We start from the raw sequence: 2,235 nt of genomic DNA on the forward strand, positions 1-2,235 counted from the left end.
CGGCCGGGTTGCCGTGCATGGCCTGGAGGGCGGTCACGTCGTCGGGGGTGGGGCGATGGTCGGCGTCCAGGCACTCCTCGAGGAGGGTCAGGTAGGCAGCCACCGCGCCGGGGAGGGCGGCACGGTGGCGGGCGAGGTCGGCCAGCAGGAACGCGCGCAGCCGGGCACCCTCGCGCATCGCCTCGTCGAGCGACTCGGCGAGCCGGAGGCAGTCCCGCACGTCCTCGGCGCCGGCGGGACGGGAGTGAGCGGCCAGGGCGAGGGCGCGGCGGAGCACGCGCAGCTCCTCCGCGCCGAACGCCATGCCGCCGCGGGTTCCGTGTGGCGTGGGCATGGGCCGACCATACGCGCCAATCGGACAAATTCGACATGCGGCACGCGCTCGGAACCCTTCCCTGATCAGGCGCCCTCTCAGAGGCGCGACACGTTCCGCTCGTACACCAGCCGCAGCCCGATCAGCGTCAGCCACGGCTCGTGCTCGTCGATCACCGAGGACTCGCCCAGCACCATCGGCGCCAGCCCGCCCGTCGCGATCACCGTCACGTCGTCCGGATCGTCGGCCAGCTCCCGGGCCATCCGGCGCGTCACCCCGTCGACCTGCCCCGCGAACCCGTAGATGATCCCGGCCTGCATCGCCTCGACCGTGTTCTTGCCGATCACGCTGCGCGGCCGGGCCACCTCGATCTTCCGCAGCTGCGCCGCCCTGACGCCCAGCGCCTCCACGGAGATCTCGATGCCGGGCGCGATGACCCCGCCGACGTACTCCCCGCGCGCGCTGATCGCGTCGAACGTCGTCGCCGTACCGAAGTCGACGACGATCGCCGGTCCGCCGTACAGCTCGTTCGCCGCCACCGCGTTGATGATCCGGTCGGCGCCGACCTCCTTGGGGTTGTCGAACAGGATCGGCACGCCCGTCTTCACGCCCGGTTCGACGAGCACCGCGGGCACGTCGCCGTAGTGGCGCCGCGTCACCTCCCGCAGCTCGTGCAGCACCGACGGCACGGTCGCGCAGACCGCGATGCCGTCGATGCCGTCGCCCAGCTCGTCGCCGAGCAGCGGGTGCATGCCCATGAGGCCGTTCAGCAGCACCGCCAGCTCGTCGGCCGTGCGGCGCGCGTCCGTGGAGATGCGCCAGTGCTCGACGATGTCCTCCCCGTCGAACAGGCCCAGGACCGTGTGCGTGTTGCCGACGTCGATCGTCAGGAGCATGGCCGTCACTCCACCTCGCGCAGGTCCAGGCCGATGTCCAGGATCGGCGAGGAGTGGGTCAGGGCCCCCACGGCCAGGAAGTCGACGCCGGTCCCGGCGTAGGCGCGGGCGTTGTCCAGGGTGAGCCGGCCCGATGCCTCCAGCAGCGCCCGGCCCCCGGCGATCGCCACGGCCTCCTCGCACTCGCCGGGCGTGAAGTTGTCCAGCAGGACCAGGTCGGCGCCGGCGTCCACGACCTCGCGCAGCTGGTGCAGAGTGTCCACCTCGACCTCGATCGGCACCTCGGGAAACGCCTCCCGCACGGCCTTGAAGGCCTGTCCGACGCCGCCGGCGGCCACCACGTGGTTGTCCTTGACCAGGGCCGCGTCCGACAGCGACATGCGGTGGTTGACGCCGCCGCCGCACCGGACGGCGAACTTCTCCAGCGAGCGCAGGCCGGGCGTGGTCTTGCGGGTGTCGCGCACCTTCGCCTTGGTGCCCTCCAGGGCGTCCGCCCACGCACGCGTGGCGGTCGCGATGCCGGACAGGCGGCACAGCAGGTTCAGCGCGCTGCGCTCGGCGGTCAGCAGGTCACGCGTGCGCGTGGTGACCGACAGCAGCTTCTGCCCGGCCTCGACGCGGTCGCCGTCCTCGACGTGCCGCTCGACCTCGAACTCGTCCGTGCAGACGACCGACAGCACGGCCTCGGCCACGCGCAGCCCGGCCACGACGCCCGCCTCGCGCGCGATGAAGTCACCGGTGGCCACGGCCGTCTCGGGGATGGTCGCGACCGTCGTCACGTCCACACCGTGGTCGAGGTCCTCCTGGATGGCGACGTTCGCGATGTCCTCGACCTCGACGGGGTCGAGTCCGGCGTCCACCAGGAGCTGGGCGAGCGCGGGGTCGAGCCCGCACTCCAGGTACTCCTCGCCGGCGTCCGCGCCGCAGGCACAGCCGCCGCCGCAGCAGCCGTTCGAGGCGAGGGGAAGGTCTTCGGTGCTCACTTGTGTCACTGCTCCTGGGGACGCGGGGCCGCGGGGGCCTCGG

At 72.7% G+C, this 2,235-nt stretch carries 2 protein-coding genes and 1 pseudogene; all 3 read right to left on the reverse strand.

Annotated elements, in window-relative coordinates; genetic code table 11:
- Positions 1-334, reverse strand: a pseudogene (locus C1I97_RS35660) (hypothetical protein); the annotation flags it as partial.
- 77 nt (positions 335-411) lie between these two features.
- Positions 412-1,209, reverse strand: coding sequence for a type III pantothenate kinase (locus C1I97_RS35665; RefSeq protein ID WP_111007083.1), 798 nt, complete (start codon positions 1,207-1,209; stop codon positions 412-414).
- Positions 1,210-1,214: 5 nt separating this feature from the next.
- Entirely contained in the window at positions 1,215-2,192 is a 978-nt protein-coding gene (gene nadC, locus C1I97_RS35670; RefSeq protein WP_111007084.1) for a carboxylating nicotinate-nucleotide diphosphorylase, read from the reverse strand.
- Positions 2,193-2,235: the final 43 nt, after the last annotated feature.

The sequence above is a fragment of the Streptomyces sp. NTH33 genome (assembly GCF_003236365.1).
Taxonomy (GTDB): Bacteria; Actinomycetota; Actinomycetes; order Streptomycetales; family Streptomycetaceae; genus Streptomyces.

Bases quoted from the DNA above. Each gene is read 5' to 3' on its own strand.
- C1I97_RS35665 (WP_111007083.1), bottom strand. From the start codon at position 1,209: ATGCTCCTGACGATCGACGTCGGCAACACGCACACGGTCCTGGGCCTG.